The sequence below is a fragment of the Parabacteroides johnsonii DSM 18315 genome (assembly GCF_025151045.1).
GTDB classification, from domain to species: Bacteria; Bacteroidota; Bacteroidia; order Bacteroidales; family Tannerellaceae; genus Parabacteroides; species Parabacteroides johnsonii.
The window spans coordinates 18,232-35,189 of record NZ_CP102285.1 but is presented as its reverse complement, the minus strand read 5'-3'; the positions used below and the strand labels follow the sequence as shown (position 1 = coordinate 35,189).

At 46.3% G+C, this 16,958-nt stretch carries 14 protein-coding genes; 9 read left to right on the top strand and 5 right to left on the bottom strand.

Annotated elements, in window-relative coordinates:
- Window positions 1-41: 41 nt before the first annotated feature.
- Together NQ564_RS00135 and pruA are read right to left on the bottom strand one after the other, a co-directional pair.
- Window positions 42-1,220 (bottom strand): proline dehydrogenase family protein, encoded by a 1,179-nt coding sequence (locus NQ564_RS00135; RefSeq protein ID WP_008152343.1) that lies wholly within the window; start codon window positions 1,218-1,220, stop codon window positions 42-44.
- Between the two features lie 145 nt (window positions 1,221-1,365).
- Window positions 1,366-2,997 carry an L-glutamate gamma-semialdehyde dehydrogenase gene (pruA, locus tag NQ564_RS00130; RefSeq protein WP_008152345.1) on the bottom strand — a complete coding sequence of 544 codons (1,632 nt, stop codon included), beginning with the start codon at window positions 2,995-2,997 and terminating at the stop codon, window positions 1,366-1,368.
- Window positions 2,998-3,192: 195 nt separating this feature from the next.
- Between pruA and NQ564_RS00125 the strand changes: the two genes are divergently transcribed.
- The 8 genes from NQ564_RS00125 to NQ564_RS00090 all read left to right on the top strand — a co-directional run bounded on the left by NQ564_RS00125 (window position 3,193) and on the right by NQ564_RS00090 (window position 11,208).
- A complete protein-coding gene (locus tag NQ564_RS00125) occupies window positions 3,193-3,381 on the top strand; it encodes a ferredoxin (RefSeq protein ID WP_008152347.1) in 189 nt (62 codons plus the stop codon).
- A 294-nt stretch (window positions 3,382-3,675) separates the two neighbouring features.
- A complete protein-coding gene (locus tag NQ564_RS00120) occupies window positions 3,676-4,230 on the top strand; it encodes a helix-turn-helix domain-containing protein (protein ID WP_008152349.1) in 555 nt (184 codons plus the stop codon).
- A gap of 32 nt (window positions 4,231-4,262) precedes the next feature.
- The gene (locus tag NQ564_RS00115) at window positions 4,263-5,933 is read left to right on the top strand and encodes an AMP-binding protein (RefSeq protein ID WP_008152350.1); all 1,671 of its coding nucleotides are present in this window, start codon (window positions 4,263-4,265) and stop codon (window positions 5,931-5,933) included.
- Window positions 5,911-7,035 (top strand): glutamate 5-kinase, encoded by a 1,125-nt coding sequence (proB, locus tag NQ564_RS00110; protein ID WP_008152352.1) that lies wholly within the window; start codon window positions 5,911-5,913, stop codon window positions 7,033-7,035. The genes NQ564_RS00115 and proB overlap by 23 nt, the downstream gene beginning before the upstream one ends.
- Before the next feature lie 12 nt (window positions 7,036-7,047).
- Entirely contained in the window at window positions 7,048-7,464 is a 417-nt protein-coding gene (locus tag NQ564_RS00105) for a hypothetical protein (RefSeq protein ID WP_008152354.1), read from the top strand.
- A 16-nt stretch (window positions 7,465-7,480) separates the two neighbouring features.
- Window positions 7,481-8,725 carry a glutamate-5-semialdehyde dehydrogenase gene (locus tag NQ564_RS00100; RefSeq protein WP_008152355.1) on the top strand — a complete coding sequence of 415 codons (1,245 nt, stop codon included), beginning with the start codon at window positions 7,481-7,483 and terminating at the stop codon, window positions 8,723-8,725.
- 120 nt (window positions 8,726-8,845) lie between these two features.
- Window positions 8,846-9,802, top strand: a complete 957-nt coding sequence (locus tag NQ564_RS00095) for a Rossmann-fold NAD(P)-binding domain-containing protein (protein ID WP_039848347.1) — start codon at window positions 8,846-8,848, stop codon at window positions 9,800-9,802.
- A gap of 110 nt (window positions 9,803-9,912) precedes the next feature.
- A complete protein-coding gene (locus NQ564_RS00090) occupies window positions 9,913-11,208 on the top strand; it encodes an NAD(P)/FAD-dependent oxidoreductase (RefSeq protein WP_129649690.1) in 1,296 nt (431 codons plus the stop codon).
- Window positions 11,209-11,219: 11 nt separating this feature from the next.
- Here NQ564_RS00090 and NQ564_RS00085 read toward each other — a convergent pair whose 3' ends face one another.
- The 3 genes from NQ564_RS00085 to NQ564_RS00075 form a co-directional block, all read right to left on the bottom strand.
- The gene (locus NQ564_RS00085) at window positions 11,220-13,319 is read right to left on the bottom strand and encodes an outer membrane beta-barrel family protein (protein WP_039848424.1); all 2,100 of its coding nucleotides are present in this window, start codon (window positions 13,317-13,319) and stop codon (window positions 11,220-11,222) included.
- Window positions 13,320-13,403: 84 nt separating this feature from the next.
- Complete coding sequence (locus NQ564_RS00080) at window positions 13,404-13,634, bottom strand: hypothetical protein (protein ID WP_008154494.1); 231 nt, start codon at window positions 13,632-13,634, stop codon at window positions 13,404-13,406.
- A 156-nt stretch (window positions 13,635-13,790) separates the two neighbouring features.
- Window positions 13,791-15,455, bottom strand: a complete 1,665-nt coding sequence (locus NQ564_RS00075) for an AMP-binding protein (protein WP_021863050.1) — start codon at window positions 15,453-15,455, stop codon at window positions 13,791-13,793.
- A 420-nt stretch (window positions 15,456-15,875) separates the two neighbouring features.
- Between NQ564_RS00075 and NQ564_RS00070 the strand changes: the two genes are divergently transcribed.
- Entirely contained in the window at window positions 15,876-16,955 is a 1,080-nt protein-coding gene (locus NQ564_RS00070) for a 6-bladed beta-propeller (protein WP_008152369.1), read from the top strand.
- Window positions 16,956-16,958: the final 3 nt, after the last annotated feature.

Below are 16,958 nucleotides of genomic sequence, written 5' to 3'. Positions count from 1 at the left end.
GCGTCCGTCTGCGTATTCTGCGTTATCTGCGTCCAGTAATGTCAGTTTGATACACCTCTCTTTCTTCGGTCCAATTCAGACTTCAGCATACGAAGTTCACGGCTAGTTTGTCCGGCAACCGAAGTATTTTCCTCGGCACGGCGGATCAGGTACGGCAAAACATCTCGTACTTTTGCATACGGCACATATTTGGTTACGTTATAGCCTTCATGGGCCAGGTTGAAAGAGATATTGTCACTCATCCCCAACAGTTGAGCGAAGAAGATACGAGAATCATCGCGCTTCAAGCCTTTTTCATCTATCAATTTGGCCAATTTATAATTACTCTCCTCATTATGCGTCCCCATAAACATTTCGAAACGATCAAGATGATCCATTGTGAAGCGGACAGCCTCGTCAAAGTTCTCGTCCGTTGCCTGCTTATTCTTACAGATCGGATCGGGATATCCCAAAGCAGCAGCCCTGGCACGCTCGGCTTCCATATAAGCGCCACGTACGAATTTCACACCGGCAATATATCCTTTCTCTTTCGCATCATCCAAAATGCGGCGTAAATAGGGCATACGGTCATGACGATACATTTGCAAGGTTGCAAATACAATCGCACGCTTCTTATTATATCTGCGCATAGCCTCATCGGTCAAAGTGTCGATGGCATCCTGAAAACAATAGTCCTCAGCATCCACAATCAAGCGCACGTCATTGTCGTAAGCACGCTGGCAAAAAGCCATAAAGCGTTCCTTGAATTCACGGTAGGCTTTTACTTCTTCGATGGTCAGCTCCTCCCTCTTTTCGGATACTTTGGCAAGAAGTTCGTCCGTTATGATGGTGGACGGTTTGAATACGGCATAGGCCAGATTATCATTTCCCTTTGCAAAATCGATCGAACGTATGGTTTCCTCAAAAGTAGCCTGTATTCCTTCGGGCGTTTGCTCTCCTTCGGCTGAAAAGTCCAAGGTGGAACGTACATTGAACTTCCGCAGATGGTCGATCGCCTTTGTACAATCCTGCAACGTTTCACCTCCGACAAATTGCTTGTATAAAGTCGGTTTGACAGCCCATCCTAACGGGAAATGAATCTTCAAAGCAATATTACTTGCCACACTGGCACATTTTACCAGCCACGGATATTTGATTGTGTTGAACAGCAAATAAGCATTTTTCAGTTCGGACTGCGATTTGGCAGAGAAAGCAATTTCGGTATTATTAAAATCTAACATGGTATTTGATATTAGTTGACAGTTAACGTATAAATAATAAGCAGGAACACCGTTTTACAAAATGTGCCAATTACCAATTCATAAGAGAAACTCTTTCATTGGTATATTGGCACATCCTGATTTATCGGTTCATTATTCGGATTAATTACTTTTCTCCAAGAAACGGATAACCATAGCTTGTCGGCGGAACCAACGCCTCTTTGATACAGCGGGCATTTGTCCAACGGATCAAGTTCAACGGTCCTCCGGCTTTATCATTCGTACCCGAAGCACGCGAGCCGCCAAACGGCTGCTGGGCAATGACAGCGCCTGTCGGTTTGTCGTTGATATAGAAGTTACCCGCCGCATAACGCAATTTATTGAATGCCATATCGATCGCATAACGATCACGTGCAAAAATAGAACCGGTCAAACCATACGGAGATGTACGGTCGCAGAGTTCGAGTGTTTCTTCATATTTATTATCATCATACACATAGATCGTGATAACCGGACCGAAAATTTCCTCCACCATGCTCTTGAACATCGGATCTGTCGTTTGAATCACAGTCGGTTCAACAAAATAACCTACAGACTTATCCCCATTTCCTCCGAAAACGATTTCTGCATCAGGGGACTGCTTTGCATAATCGATATAGCTCATGATGTTGTCGAACGAAGCTTCATCGATAACCGCATTGATAAAGTTCGTGAAGTCTTGGACATCTCCCATTTTGATTTCTTTCAACATATCACCGACATATTCCTTCACTTCTTTCCAGAGTGAAGCAGGGATATAGGCACGTGAACCTGCCGAACATTTCTGCCCTTGGTACTCAAACGCACCACGTACGATAGCAGTTGCAACATCCAAAGCCGGAGCAGAAGGATGAACGAAGATAAAGTTCTTGCCGCCTGTCTCGCCGACAATCTTCGGATAAGATTTATAATGTCCCAAATTCTCACCGATCTGCCGCCAAAGGGTATTAAATGTAGAAGTGGAACCTGTGAAATGGAAACCACCTAAATCACGGCTGGCCGTCACGACCTTGCCGATCACGCTTCCCTGCCCCGGGATAAAATTGACGACACCGTCGGGCAAACCGGCTTCCTGAAATACTTTCATCAGGAAATAATTGGAATGGATAGCTGTCGTCGACGGTTTCCAGACGGCCACGTTTCCCATCATAGCAGGAGCCATGTTCAAGTTAGAAGCAATAGAGGTAAAGTTGAACGGCGTGAGCGAGAACACAAAACCTTCCAAAGCACGATATTCCATACGGTTCAGTATACCAGTTTCCGAATAAGGCTGGTCGGCGTATACCTGGCTGGCATAGAACGTACTGAAACGAAGGAAATCGATCAATTCGCAAGGCGCGTCGATTTCCGCCTGGAACGGATTCTTGCTTTGTCCCAACATGACGGAAGCGTTCAATATATAACGATATTTAGTGGAAAGCAATTCTGCCACACGCAGCATGACGGAAGCACGTTCCACCCAAGGAAGTTCGGACCATTCCTTATGCGCCTTCATGGCTGCATCGATAGCCATCTGCACTTCTTTCTCCCCAGCCTTATGATAAGTTGCCAAAACATGATGGTGGTCATGAGGCATTACGACTTTGCCGGTATTGCCTGTACGGATTTCTTTACCTCCGATAACTAATGGTATATCCCATTCTTCAGAAGAGAGCTGTGCAAGCGCCTTTTTCAAGGATGCTTTTTCACTTGAACCGGGAGCATAGGCTTTTACCGGCTCGTTAATAGGTTTGGGGAAACTAAAAATTGCGTTGTCCATAGTATCTGTTATTTATTAAGTGTTCAAAGGCTGATTATTTCAGCGCCGTAAACATAATCAATAATTTTTTAAAATAATAGACAGAAGCGTTAAATTAAATTTAAATCAAAATGCGGGGATATTCTCGTCCGGCCTCAACAATTCAAGCCGTAGAGTTGTTATCTTTGCATATTAATCATCTTAAATGTAAAGCATATGGCTATAAAGAGTGTTTGGATAGAAGAAGATTGTATCGCTTGCGGTACATGCGAAGGTATTTGTCCCGAAGTATTTCAGGTCACAGATCGCTCACGTGTAAAAGAAGGAGTTGACTTCAACGATTATGAAGAAGGCATAAAGGAAGCTGCCGAAAGTTGCCCGGTCAGTGTTATCAAATATGATTAAGAATCTTTCTTGCACGATGTCATAGTTTATAATAAATTAATATTCAGCAATCTAAAGTTTCCCCGCATAGAAAACTCCCGTTCCCATAGCGGGGAACGGCTGTTTCCTATGCGGGGAACTGTTGTTTCCTTAGCAGGAAACGACGATTTCCTACTAAGGAAACGACCACTGCCTAAAAGCCCCCTCCTATACGTCCCGTCAAAAATAACCAAATAACATTATATACTTCTTTCCTTAGACATTTTGCTTTTTATTTCTATCTTTGGAGCATCATAAATATAATAATTAACGGAGATGAACGAACAGATAAAACAAATTGCGGAGCGTTTGGCCGGACTTCGGGATGCATTGGAAATTACGCCTGAAGAAATGGCTGGGGTTTGCAACCTGACTCCCGAACAGTATATGAAGCTGGAAAGCGGTACTGTAGATATTTCAGTAAGTGTATTGCATCAGATTTCGCAGGCCTACGGCGTAGAACTGACGACACTGATGTTCGGTGACGAACCGAAGATGAGCAGTTACTTCATTACCCGTAAGGGAAAAGGCATCGCTGTAGAGCGGACCAAAGCCTATAAATACCAGTCACTTGCCGCCGGTTTTGCCGGTCGTAAAGCAGACCCGTTCATGGTTACCGTCCACCCAACATCTGACGATACACCGATTTATCTGAACTCGCATCCCGGACAAGAATATAATATGGTACTGAAAGGACGCCTACAGCTACAAATCAATAACAAAGAACTGATACTGGAAGAAGGCGACAGTATCTATTTCAACTCCGAACTGCCGCATGGAATGAAGGCACTCGATGGAGAAAAGGTTAGTTTTCTGGCCATAATACTGTGATGATTTATGAATTATAATTCACAATTACCATCATGTTAGAAAGATTCATAGACAAAACGACTTTCGAGTCGCAAGAAGATTTTAGAAAGAATTTCAAGATAAAAGTCCCGGAGAACTTCAACTTCGGATATGACGTAGTAGATGCATGGGCGGAAGAAGCCCCCGATAAGATTGCGCTTTGCTGGACAAACGACCAGGGAGAACATATCGATTTCACCTTTGCCGACCTGAAGAAACAGACCGACCGGACAGCCGCCTATTTCCAGTCGCTGGGGATCGGCCACGGTGATATGGTCATGTTGATATTGAAACGCCGTTATGAATTCTGGTTCTCGATTATCGCGTTGCATAAATTGGGAGCTGTGGTGATCCCTGCTACTCACCTGTTGACAAAGAAAGATATCGTCTATCGTGCGAATGCCGCCGATATCAAGATGATCGTCTGCGCGGGCGAGGAAGTGATCACCAAACATATTATCGACTCGTTGCCCGATTCCCCCTCTATAAAGAGTGTTGTTTCGGTAGGTCCCGACATACCCGAAGGATTCGAGGATTTCCACAAAGGCATCGAAAACGCGGCTCCGTTCGTACGGCCGGAACATCCGAATAGCAATGACGACATTTCACTGATGTATTTTACTTCCGGTACGACCGGCAACCCGAAGATGGTAGCGCACGATTTCACCTACCCGCTGGGGCATATCGTGACTGGAAGTTTCTGGCACAACCTGCATAAAGACAGCCTCCACCTGACGATTGCCGACACCGGTTGGGGGAAAGCCGTATGGGGTAAACTGTATGGACAGTGGATTGCCGGAGCAACCGTATTCGTGTACGACCACGAGAAATTCACACCGGCCGATATGTTGCAGATGATACAGGACTACCGCATCACATCTTTATGCGCACCTCCTACGATCTTTCGTTTCCTGATACGCGAAGACCTGACGAAATATGACCTGTCGTCCCTCCAATATTGTACCATTGCCGGTGAAGCTTTGAACCCTGCCGTATTCGACACGTTCTACAAACTGACAGGCATCAAGTTGATGGAAGGTTTCGGGCAGACGGAAACAACCTTGACCGTCGCCACGTTCCCGTGGATGGAGCCGAAACCCGGCTCGATGGGTGTCCCCAATCCTCAGTACGACGTAGACTTGTTACGCCCGGACGGAACCCGTGCCGAAGATGGCGAACAGGGACAGATCGTGATCCACACTACAAACGGCAAGCCGATCGGTCTTTTCAAGGAATATTACCGGGATGCCGAACGCACACGTGAAGCATGGCACGACGGTCTATACTATACGGGCGATGTCGCCTGGCGTGATGAAGACGGGTACCTCTGGTTCGTAGGCCGTGCCGATGATGTTATCAAGAGTTCCGGCTACCGTATCGGCCCGTTTGAAGTAGAAAGCGCCCTGATGACACATCCGGCGGTTGTAGAATGTGCCATCACTGGTGTTCCGGACGAAATCCGCGGACAAGTGGTAAAAGCCACCATCGTACTGGCAAAGGACTACAAAGAAAAAGCCGGAGAAGCTTTGGTCAAAGAATTACAAGACCATGTCAAAAAAGTGACAGCTCCGTACAAATACCCACGTGTCGTCGAGTTCGTAGACGAACTGCCGAAGACGATCAGCGGCAAAATACGCCGAGTCGAAATCCGAGCAACCGACAATGAAAAGAAACATACAAAATAATGGCCAATTGCCAATCGTCGATTGGCAATTCAACCGTATTGCGGTCAAGATAGGTAGCAACGTGCTCACCCGCAAGGATGGCACGTTGGATATTACCCGAATGTCCGCCTTGGTGGATCAAGTGGCCGAACTACATCGGAAAGGCGTGGAGGTCGTCCTTATTTCTTCCGGTGCGGTCGCTTCTGGACGCAGCGAGATAAAAGCCGGCAAAAAGCTGGATTCCGTCTCTGCCCGCCAGTTGTATTCCGCAGTTGGACAAGCCAAGTTGATCAATCGGTATTACGAACTGTTTCGTGAACATGGCATGACTTGTGGCCAGGTACTCACCACGAAAGAGAACTTTGGTAGCCGTACGCATTACCTCAACCAAAAACACTGTATGGAGGTAATGCTCGAAAATAAAGTGATTCCCATCGTGAACGAAAACGACACGATATCGGTTACAGAATTGATGTTCACGGACAACGACGAGCTTTCCGGACTGATCACCACCATGATGGGAATGGAAGCTTTGATCATCCTGAGCAATATCGACGGAATATATAACGGCAACCCCTCCGACCCGTCCTCTACGGTTATCCGGGAAATAGATGGAGGTAAGGAAGACCTGTCGGAATATGTACAGACCAGCAAGTCATCGTTCGGCCGCGGCGGTATGCTGACTAAATGCAACATCGCGCAAAAGGTAGCCGACGAAGGCATCACGGTTATTATCGCCAACGGCAAGAAGGATAATATCCTGGTAGACCTGCTCGCCAAAGACAACCATACCGTCTGCACGCGCTTCATCCCGTCAGACAAACCTGTCAGCAGCGTGAAAAAGTGGATCGCCCACTCCGAAGGTTTTGCCAAAGGAGAGATACATATCAACCAGGGAGCCGAAGAGGCGTTGTTGGGTCCAAAGGCTACCAGCATCTTGTTGGTCGGCGTGACTCGGATCACAGGCGATTTCGAAAAAGACGATATCGTCAAGATCATCAACGAGGAAGGCATCCAGTTGGGAGTCGGATGCGTAGGTTACGACAGTACGGAAGCACGGAAGCTGATCGGTTGCCGGGATAAGAAGCCGTTGATACATTACGATTATTTGTATCTGGATTAAATAGAAGAGAGTATGAAAAAGTATTGGTTATCATTCGCATCAGTCCTAATGATTATAGTAGGACTCCTTAGAGGTATGGGAGGCGTCACCCTTTTAACACAAGGGGATAAAGTGAATTTGGGACTGCCCGTTACAGCTTCGCCGACCGAGTTGAAAATAGCAGCCTACGGCCTGATTGCGGTATGCCTCCTGCTTGTCATCTCCGCTGTTAGCCTGACAATACGAAGGCTTGTATCGAACTACGCATTCTGTTGGGCGAGCCTCTTGCTGTTCCTCGCAAGTGGCCTTATCAACGGCTTCCTCCTATTCGGCCATCCGTTAGGTAGCGGCCAGCTTATCAACTGGGGTGTCAGCTTCGTCATCGGGCTTTGCCTCGTATTAGGAAAAGATTCCGTCCATTCGAAATACATTCAGGAATACGAAAAATAACAATGATCATACGACCATGATTAACGAATTATTGCAACAGACCCTTGCCGCTTCGCGCCAACTCGTCATGTTGGACGATGTCACCATCAACCGCATCCTTACAGACACGGCTTCGGCTTTGTTGTCGCACCAGACAAAAGTCTTGACCGCCAACGCCGAAGATTTGCAACTCATGGACCCGGCAAATCCGAAATACGATCGCTTGAAATTGACGGAAGAACGTCTCGCAGGTATTGCAGGAGATATGAAGAACGTCGCCTCTCTACCGTCACCTCTAGGAAAACTATTAAGCGAAACAACACGACCGAACAGTATGGTGATCCGGAAAATAACTGTCCCTTTCGGCGTGATCGGTGTCATCTACGAAGCACGCCCGAACGTCACCTTCGATGTTTTTTCTCTCTGCCTCAAAAGTGGAAATGCCTGCGTACTGAAGGGTGGTTCCGATGCTGATAGTACCAACCGTGCTTTAGTGGCGATCATCCATAACGTACTGGCAAAACAAGGCGTCAATCCGGCTGTTTGTACGCTCCTTCCGCCCGACCGCGAAGCGACGACTGAGCTGTTGAACGCCGTTGGCCTGGTGGACCTTATCATTCCGCGGGGCAGTAGTTCGCTGATCAATTTTGTCCGCGACCATGCCCGTGTGCCGGTTATCGAGACGGGAGCCGGTATCTGCCACATCTATTTCGACAAGGACGGCGACAAAGAAAAAGGACGCGAAATCGTCAACAATGCCAAGACACGTCGCGTCAGCGTCTGCAACGCTCTGGACTGCCTGATCGTCCATCACGACCGGTTAGACGACTTGACTTATCTGTGCGGCAAGCTGTCCGACAGCAACGTCGTTATCTATGCCGACGAACCGGCCTTTGCCGTTCTTTCAGGACACTATCCTGCCGCTTTACTTCAGCCGGCTACAGTAGACAGCTTCGGTACCGAGTTCTTAGACTACAAAATGGCGATCCGTACAGTCTCCTCCTTGGATGAAGCTCTGCAACATATCGCCCGCTACAGTTCGAAACACAGCGAAAGCATCGTCAGTGAATCGACAGAAACCATCCGCCATTTCCAACAAATGGTCGATGCCGCCTGCGTCTACGCCAATGTATCTACAGCTTTCACCGACGGGGCACAATTCGGATTCGGAGCTGAAATAGGTATCAGTACACAAAAGTTACATGCCCGAGGGCCAATGGCATTACCAGAGTTGACGACCTACAAGTACATCATCGAAGGAGACGGACAAATACGAAAGTAGCCCCTGCTTCAGCGTTTAGTATTATCATATGACACTGATAATACAGATATAACAGTATTGCTATAAATCTGAAATCATTGTTTATCTTTGTAGGCAGAACAATTTTAAATGAGACATGATATGAGAAACTTCACTTGTGTACAGGATTTGGGCAACCTCAAGCAGGCGCTCGCCGAAGCTTTCGAGATTAAGAAAGACCGTTATCAGTTTACCGAGCTGGGCAAGAACAAAACGTTATTGATGATATTCTTCAACTCCAGCCTCCGGACCCGCCTCTCAACCCAGAAGGCAGCCATGAATTTAGGCATGAACACGATGGTGCTCGACGTGAACCAGGGTGCCTGGAAACTGGAAACCGAACGCGGTGTGATTATGGATGGCGACAAACCTGAACATCTCTTAGAGGCGGTTCCGGTCATGGGATGCTATTGCGACGTGATCGGCGTACGTTCATTCGCTCGTTTTGAAAGCAAGGAAGATGATTACAACGAAAAGATATTGAATCAGTTCATTCAATACTCCAGTCGTCCGGTATTCAGTATGGAAGCGGCTACCCGCCATCCGTTGCAGAGTTTTGCCGACCTGATCACCATCGAAGAGTATAAGAAGACAGACCGTCCGAAGGTCGTCATGACTTGGGCTCCGCATCCTAAATCGCTCCCACAAGCTGTTCCGAACAGTTTTGCCGAATGGATGAACGCAACAGATTATGAATTCGTGATTACCCACCCGGAAGGCTACGAACTGGACCCGAAATTCGTCGCGGGCGCCCGTGTGGAATACGACCAGAAAAAGGCATTCGAAGGCGCGGACTTCATCTACGCTAAAAACTGGTCGGCTTATGCAGATCCCAATTACGGCAAAGTTCTTAACATGGACCGCAACTGGACTGTCGATTCCGAAAAGATGGCACTGACCAATAATGCCTATTTCATGCACTGTCTGCCCGTCCGCCGCAACATGATCGTAACGGACGACGTAATCGAAAGCCCCCAAAGTATCGTAATTCCTGAAGCCGCCAACCGCGAAATCTCGGCACAGACGGTATTAAAGAAGATATTGATGGGATTGCAATAAGAATCCCATCAAATCTCGGTTACTCATTCCAATAACGTATACCCCTCTGCTTTCCTGCAACTTATTACCAAATTATTTGTTTTATCATAAAGCATAAAACACAGGAGAGCATGGGGTTCAACATTGCAGACACAGGTAAGAAAAGAGTCGTTATCATTGGCGGGGGCTTTGGGGGATTAAAGCTTGCCAACAGACTTAAGGGTAGTAATTTCCAAATCGTATTGATTGACAAGAACAACTATCACCAGTTCCCGCCATTACTTTATCAGGTAGCCTCTTCCGGACTCGAATCGAGTTCCATATCTTTCCCTTTTCGCAAGATATTCCAAAAACGGAAAAACTTCTTTTTCCGGCTTGCCGAAGTGAGAGCGATCGTACGGGAAAAGAACCTTGTGCAGACCTCTATCGGCGAGTTGAAATATGACTACTTGATCATAGCTTCCGGCACAGTCACCAACTTCTTCGGAAATGAGGTTATCGAAAAACAGGCGCTGCCGATGAAGACCATCGAAGAGGCTCTTATCCTGCGTAACACGCTTCTTTCCAATTTCGAAAAAGCGACAATCTGTACCAACCCGAAAGAAAAGCAAGCCTTGATGAACATCGTTATCGTGGGAGGCGGTGCTACTGGTGTCGAAATATCGGGTGTTTTAGCGGAGATGAAACATTTCGTCCTCCCGAAAGATTATCCCGACCTAAAACAGTCGGAGATGAACATTTTTCTGGTGGAAGGTTCCCCTCACCTACTCGCCGCCATGTCGGAAGAAGCCTCCGTCCACGCAAAAAGTTTTCTGGAAGGAATGGGAGTAAAAGTCATACTGCAAAAGAAGGTCATCGATTACAAAGAGGGTAAAGTAATCCTCGATGACGGCAACTCCATCGAAACGAAAACAGTTGTCTGGGTCAGTGGTGTAACCGCTACCCAATTCGAACAGATAGAGAATAAAGAATTGGGACGAGGCGGACGCATTCTCGTCAACGAATATAACCAACTTCCTGGTTCCCAAAACGTCTTCGCCATCGGCGATGTCTGCCTGCAAACCGAAACCAACTATCCCAACGGACACCCTCAAGTGGCCCAGGTTGCCATTCAGCAAGGTATCCTGCTTGCCGATAACCTAAAACGCCTCGAAAAAGGCGAGACTTTAAAGCCATTCCACTATAAGAATCTCGGAACCCTGGCAACTGTCGGCCGCAACAAAGCGGTAGCCGATCTCCACAAAATAAAACTGCACGGTTTCTTCGCTTGGCTAGTGTGGATGGGTGTACATCTGCGTTCCATCTTAGGAGTAAAGAACAAGATCATGGTCCTGATCGAATGGGTGTGGAGCTACTTCACCTACGACCAGTCCATACGATTAATCCTGTTCATCCCGAAGAAGAAACAGAACAAACAGGAAGAATAACACTCGGTAACCTACAAGTTATACGTCAACGTCACCCAAGTCACCTGAGCGTCACGATTGCGGATCTGGGTCATTTGCAAGTCTTTCGTATCAACGATCGTTGTTTCTTCGAGACCACCTAAAATATTATTGATACTCAGGTTGGCACGTAGCTTGCGGTTCATGAAATATTGGGAGATACCGGCATTGACACTGGAACGGTGCTCGATCTTTCCTTGAGGGGTAAGCTGGTCGGAAATGTAAAAGCCATCAAGTTGCAACTCCGTCGTCGGGGTGATACTAATGTTGACAGAACCTTTGATATCACCGCAAACCATTGACTTCTTTTCGTCATAACCAATCGTACGTCCATCAATCTCATCCCGGTAGATATCGCCGGATAAGCCAATCGACAAAATACGAACTGGCTGCCAGGTTCCGGACAGTTCAAAACCGAACGTCTGACTATGGCCGATATTCTCCTTTGTCCAGATCGTCCCGCTTGCACCCGCATTTTCCACCTTATCCATGATACGGTTCCTCTTATTCCGGTAATAAAAGCTCGGTGACAACCGGAAGACAGAAGTAGCATACGAATAAGACAATTCGATCGAATGGATCATTTCGTCTTTTAAATCCGGGTTACCTCTCCAAATATGCGTAGCATCGCTACGATCAGTAAACACATTCAGGTAACTACCATAAGGTCTGATTACGCGTTGCACGTAGCTGAAAGCCAACTCCCCAACTTTATCCGTCTGGTAACCGAACTTCAAACGGGGGAAGAGGTGAAAACGGGAAGTGCTCTTGACCATCGGGATCTTTTCAAGCACATCGTCGGTCTGATAACGCGTATCTATCTTTTGCCAGTTCAGTTCGCCTTGTACGCCTACTTCAGCATAGAAGCTGCTCCACCTCTTTTCCAAAGCGGCCAGCAACAAATTCGTACGGCGATTAAAGTTATATTCATTTCCCTTTTGCAAGTCGGACTGCCACTCTCCGGCAGCCAGTTTATTCCCGAAAGCATGATAACTCTCATCCTTAAAACGCCCGATGTATCCTACCCTCAAGCGCCAATCATCGGCAAGAAGTTTACCGTAAACGGCAGACAGGTAATAATTATTCTTATTCTGATTGACATAATAGTTGTCCTCAGCGATAATCTTGCCCGTTTCCGGCTTCTCGTTCTTATATTCGTTATCTTCGTCATACCCGAAATTATTGTAATTGAACACGACACTCAAACGATCCTGAGGAGTGTCGAAGGTGTGGTTCCAACGTGCTTCAGCAGCATACGCTTCCTGGCACTGATCATTATAACGATGACGGAACATCACCGGTTGCAGATTTCCATCCACCAACTTACTGTTATGAATTTTCCCATAGCGGCTATAGTCCATCAGACTGTACAGACCGTAGACTGTAAGCAGATCATTAGCAGTCAAGTCGTATCCAATACTCAAATCAGCCAAATGCACATCAGGCCTGGCGGACGCATTATTGTTCATGACAGTCGTCCCAGCCTTATTCGTCGTCGATTTACTGAACGTACGTTTACGAAATTCGCGACGATAATTGTACTTTCCGACAATATGAAACTTACCCGGATGCAGATTCAGGATCGCACCGGCATTATAGCGTTCTTGAAATCCAGCTCCCAAGGTCAGGGTGAGCGGAGAATCACCGGCCGTATAAACTGCGGGCGATAAGTTCAGGATTCCCGCATCCCCATCCGGAATCAGTTCGACAGAAGGAGTTGCCGTCATCGATACCCTGCCAAAAAACAACGCTGGAAGCTGAATCAGCATATCCCCGCTATATTCTTCCATCAGCCCATAGGGCACTCCGTTTATCAACAGGCCAGGATTGCAGGAACCACGAAAAACAATTCCTCCCTCGATATCCGTCACAACGGAAGGCAGCAGACGAAATACATCAGCTGCCGTCCCAGTTAGGCCACTCAGATTACGGTCCACTCGCAGGCGTTTCACTTCTCCGCCAGTCAGACCGCCAAAGTGCTTTCCCTGAATTTCGATACTTTGCAACGAGACAGTTTTATCTACAGGAGTCTGTGAAAAAGCAAACAGACTCAGACTGGCAATAGCCGGAAGAAGTAATAGCGTTCGTTTCATATACATAAATTACATAGGTTTAAAAACAAAAAAGTCTGTATGTTACACGCATACAGACTGTCCTCATCACTGATTGCTGAATGATTATTCAGCAGGAGCAGCTTCAGTTTCAGCCGCCGGAACTTCAACAGCAGTTGAATCACCTTCAGCAACTGTAGCCTCTTCTGTTGTAGCTTCTTCAGCAGGAGCAACCACTTCTTCTATTGTAGCTTCTGTTTCAGTTTCTGCAACTTCAGTATTCTCTGCTGATTTGTTGCCACAAGATACGAATGATACAGCTGCGATAACAGCAGCAAATGCAACTAACTTTTTCATTTTGTTTTTTAATTTAAACGGTCTATAATATCTTCTTGTCTTAAAACGATGCAAATGTATGTATTAATCAAACATGTTGTACAACATAGTGTTCTTTTTTTTTAAATATTTTCCACACAGGCAACAACAAGCTGATTTACAGACCAAATAAATTAATCAATAGTTGCTATACAAATATCGCTTAATACTTTTCTTAGGCGTCTTTTCGAATTCTGTCGGATACAATTGCAGGGCGGATACAGCTTCGTAAGGAGCTAAAAGTTTGTTAAGTTCGATCCGGTTCTGCTCCATGATGATCGGAAGGTCTTCGTGCGAAACTCCTGTGCTGTCCACCGTATCATAATCCGGATAAACAAGTCCCACCAGCTTACCATTCTTTTCGATTATGATGCTTTCCATTACGAACGGCAGATTGTTCAGTTTCGATTCGATCTCTTCCGGATAAATATTCTGTCCGCTAGCTCCCAAGATCATCGTCTTGCTGCGACCACGGATATAGATACGGTTGTCAGCATCAATTGTCCCCAGATCACCTGTACGCAGCCAACCGTCCTCCGTAAAGACTTTGGAAGTCGCTTCCTCGTTCTTATAATAGCCTTTCATCACATTTTCACCGCTTACTTGAATTTCCCCAACCTTATTATAGGGGTCTTCCGAGTCGATACGCACCTTCATGATACCCTTCAATATCTGGCCGCATGATCCGGGTACATACTCGTCATTATGGTCATAGCTGATCAGTGGTCCACATTCCGTCATACCGTAACCGATCGTGAACGGAAATTTGATCTTATAAAGGAAGTTCGTTACCTCTTCATTCATGGCAGCCCCTCCCACGATCACTTCACGAAAACGTCCTCCGAAAGCATCGACCAGCTTCTTTCGGATCTGTGCATAGATACGGGAGTCCAGCAACGGGATATTCAATGCCACCTTCATCGTCGTCTTGCTAAGTTGCGGCAGGATCATCTTCTTGTAAATCTTCTCCAAGATCAACGGAACCGTCAGGATCAAATTTGGTTTCACTTCTTCGAAGGCTTTCAACAAAATTTTGGGAGAGGGCACTTTACCCAACAGGTAGACATGCGCCCCGACAGCCATCGGTACCAAGAAATTGAACGCGCAACTATAGGCATGCGCCAACGGCAAGAAACAGAGTTCGCGTTCCCCTCTGTACAACACGCCAAGCTCGATGCCGTACATCACATTGCCCGCCAGGTTGTTTCCTGTAAGCATGACACCTTTGCTGAATCCAGTCGTGCCGGAAGTATAGTTCAACAAGACCACTTTGTCGTTATCCAGTTCCGCATATTTGATATCGTCCTTGCCGAAACCGTTCGGATACTTCTCCGCCATCTTCTCATCCATCCCTTTCAAGAGCTTCTGAATGCTTTCACCATCGCGCTGATGCAGGCAGCGGAAATCGGACAGCGAAAAAACACCACGCACGTCCTCGATCATCTCTTCTTCCAACGTATCCCAAATACGGTCGCTGACAAAAAGGAAAACCGATTCAGAGTGATTGATAATATGGTGTACATCGTTCGGACTGAAGTCCTGCAAAATAGGTACTATAATTGCCCCGTACGTCACAGCAGCCATGTAAACAATACACCAGCGAGCACTATCTTTTCCGATCAGAGCAATCTTATCCCCCCGCCGTATCTGGCATTCTTCAAATAGGATGTGGATACGGGCAATCTCCTTAGCCACGTCGGCGAAAGAAAAAGTCGTCCCTTTGCTGTAATCCGTCAGGGCAGGCAGTTCCCAGTTTTTCTTGAAACTTCCCTCATATATTTTGATAAAATTCTCTTGTATCATATTGCACACTGTATTATAATTTGCGCAAAAATACAGACTATCCGACAAATACACAACAGATAGCCAGAGTTTAACCCTTACAACAAAATATAAGGAACAATGCATCCCCGCTACAAGAAAACTTATCTGTATAGGCATAAAAAGATAAGAGTGCCTACTAATTCTATAATCAGTGACTGTGATTATGTAATCAGTACCACCGATTATATAATCAGTGCCAGTGACTATGTAATCGCTGCCGCCGATTACAGAATTAGTAGGCATTTAAGAAAGAATTATTCGGAACGAAAAAGGGATTTCTCTCCATAGAAGTAAGAAATTGTTGTCGTCGAATTAGGTGTGGTTGTCCTGAAATGATAATCTATAACTCCCAAATAAACAAAATTTTCCCTATCTTTCGGCGGCCTAATAATATGATATATGAACAAATGGATACTGCTACTATGCGGAGTATTGGCTGGTTGCCAGCACTCTCATAAACAAAAGACAGGCGATGCGGTCTGCCAAACAATCAATATAGCCCCCGTTTTCGATAGAGAGCCGACCGAAATAAAACTGGACGAATGGGCGGAAAACGTACGTTTCATCCCGTTGGAAACAACAGACTCCGTATTATTGACCGGATACATTCCGCAGATTGTCTATCACCAAGACAAGCTGGTTGTCTTCAACAACGATAAAATATACCTGTTCAATCCAGAAGGAAAATTTATCCGGATAATCGGTACTAAAGGTGAAGGACCGGAAGAATACCTATCCGCCGGCAATCCGAAGATAACCCCGGAAGGCATCCGTATCGACGACAGCAGCAAATGGCTCAAAACATACGGTTGGGACGGCAAATGGAAACAGACAACAACCGTCCCTTCCCATAAAAATATCAGAGAAGTGCTTTCCCTACCCGACGGGCGCAATATCGGATACGTCCAGAATATCTCAGGCAAAGAGCCGATACGGATGTACTTGTTCCGCGACTCGGCCGTACTGGACTCGATCGCATACACCCGGAACTTCGAGCCGGGAGAAATCACGATAGTGTTCTACAACGAATGCAAGGTTTTCTCCACCCCGACCGACAACTATGTGAAGGAAATGTTCAACGACACGATTTTCCTGATCACAAAAGAGAACACGCTTATCCCACGCTGGGTAGTAGATGCAGGAAAATACAAGTTGGAAGAGGGTGGACGCTACCGGTTACAAGACCCGCGTAACAACCTGTTCAAGGAAAAAAATGCGGCACAGATCAATGTCGTAGGAAACAGCAAAGACAAATTGTATCTGACAGCCAACCTAAATGGCAACTCCTATCTGATCAGCTACGATGATAAAGAGGGAAAAGTGGAAAGCGTCAAGTTACCTTATCCCGGACATGATTTCGATTTTAAAGAAGGGAACACGTTCGTCCCCCGTTTTACATCCGAAGACGATCGTTATCTGATAGGCTATGAAGTACAAGAGAACGATGAGAATCCGGTCATTATCCTGGCTGAACGTTAAGCA

Excerpts from the sequence above, each read along its gene's own strand:
- NQ564_RS00135 (WP_008152343.1), bottom strand. The coding sequence starts at position 1,220 with ATGTTAGATTTTAATAATACCGAAATTGCTTTCTCTGCCAAATCGCAG.
- pruA (WP_008152345.1), bottom strand. The coding sequence starts at position 2,997 with ATGGACAACGCAATTTTTAGTTTCCCCAAACCTATTAACGAGCCGGTA.
- NQ564_RS00125 (WP_008152347.1), top strand. The coding sequence starts at position 3,193 with ATGGCTATAAAGAGTGTTTGGATAGAAGAAGATTGTATCGCTTGCGGT.
- NQ564_RS00120 (WP_008152349.1), top strand. The coding sequence starts at position 3,676 with ATGAACGAACAGATAAAACAAATTGCGGAGCGTTTGGCCGGACTTCGG.
- NQ564_RS00115 (WP_008152350.1), top strand. The coding sequence starts at position 4,263 with ATGTTAGAAAGATTCATAGACAAAACGACTTTCGAGTCGCAAGAAGAT.
- proB (WP_008152352.1), top strand. The coding sequence starts at position 5,911 with ATGAAAAGAAACATACAAAATAATGGCCAATTGCCAATCGTCGATTGG.
- NQ564_RS00105 (WP_008152354.1), top strand. The coding sequence starts at position 7,048 with ATGAAAAAGTATTGGTTATCATTCGCATCAGTCCTAATGATTATAGTA.
- NQ564_RS00100 (WP_008152355.1), top strand. The coding sequence starts at position 7,481 with ATGATTAACGAATTATTGCAACAGACCCTTGCCGCTTCGCGCCAACTC.
- NQ564_RS00095 (WP_039848347.1), top strand. The coding sequence starts at position 8,846 with ATGAGAAACTTCACTTGTGTACAGGATTTGGGCAACCTCAAGCAGGCG.
- NQ564_RS00090 (WP_129649690.1), top strand. The coding sequence starts at position 9,913 with ATGGGGTTCAACATTGCAGACACAGGTAAGAAAAGAGTCGTTATCATT.
- NQ564_RS00085 (WP_039848424.1), bottom strand. The coding sequence starts at position 13,319 with ATGAAACGAACGCTATTACTTCTTCCGGCTATTGCCAGTCTGAGTCTG.
- NQ564_RS00080 (WP_008154494.1), bottom strand. The coding sequence starts at position 13,634 with ATGAAAAAGTTAGTTGCATTTGCTGCTGTTATCGCAGCTGTATCATTC.
- NQ564_RS00075 (WP_021863050.1), bottom strand. The coding sequence starts at position 15,455 with ATGATACAAGAGAATTTTATCAAAATATATGAGGGAAGTTTCAAGAAA.
- NQ564_RS00070 (WP_008152369.1), top strand. The coding sequence starts at position 15,876 with ATGAACAAATGGATACTGCTACTATGCGGAGTATTGGCTGGTTGCCAG.